Annotated in this window: 1 protein-coding gene; it reads right to left on the minus strand. The window is 42.7% G+C overall.

Annotated elements, in window-relative coordinates; translation table 11 throughout:
* The coding region (locus PGRAN_RS15205) for a VaFE repeat-containing surface-anchored protein (RefSeq protein WP_036068539.1) at positions 1-804 on the minus strand (804 nt) is incomplete at both ends.

Consider the following 804-nt stretch of genomic DNA (forward strand, 5'->3'; position numbering starts at 1 on the left):
CTGATTTCTTCTTCTGGACTTGGGCTTTGTGTGCCTGTTTCTTCGTCACGTAATGTTGTGCCGATTTCTGGTGTTTTGATTGTTACTGTTTGTCCTTTATCATTGATGTCTTCATGCGTAACTACTTCTTTCCCGTTACGCATTAATTTCTCAAATACGACTAGATCCTTACCGTATAAGTCACTTGCATCAAATGTGAAGGCTACTTCTACAGAACCGTCTGCGTTTTCTGGTGTGAATGTTGTTTCGCCGTGTACTTCTTCCCCTTTTACAAGAACTGGGGCATTTGTTGCTTTGTCCATCAGAATTCCTTGTAGTGTGTATTCTTTCCCTGCGATTAGTTCTTTGTAGTCTACTATGTCGATGATGGTTACTTCGTTGTCTGCATTAAGCTCTTTTTCACCGTTTTGGTCGGTTGCTGTTGTTCCGATTTCTGGTGTTTTGAAGTGAACGGTTTGATTCGCATCGTTAATATCTGTATGCACCGCTACTTCTCTACCATTTTGGTACATCGTCTCAAAGGCTACGATTTCTTGTCCTGCTAGACCTTTGGCGTTGAATGTGAACGTTACGTCTACTTCGCCATTGGCTGTCTCTGCTGTAAATGTTGTTTCTGCTTCTACTTGCTCACCGTCGATCATGAGCGGTGCTTCTGTCGCTTTGTCCATCAAGATTCCTTTGACCGTGTACTCACGACCTGGAATTAAATTTTCGTATTTTACAACGTCTACTAATGTTACTTCCTCTTCCGGACTTGGTGTTTGCGTTGCTGTTTCTTCGTCGCGCAATGTTGTTCCAATCGCT

This window comes from Listeria grandensis FSL F6-0971, from assembly GCF_000525835.1.
GTDB lineage: Bacteria > Bacillota > Bacilli > Lactobacillales > Listeriaceae > Listeria_A > Listeria_A grandensis.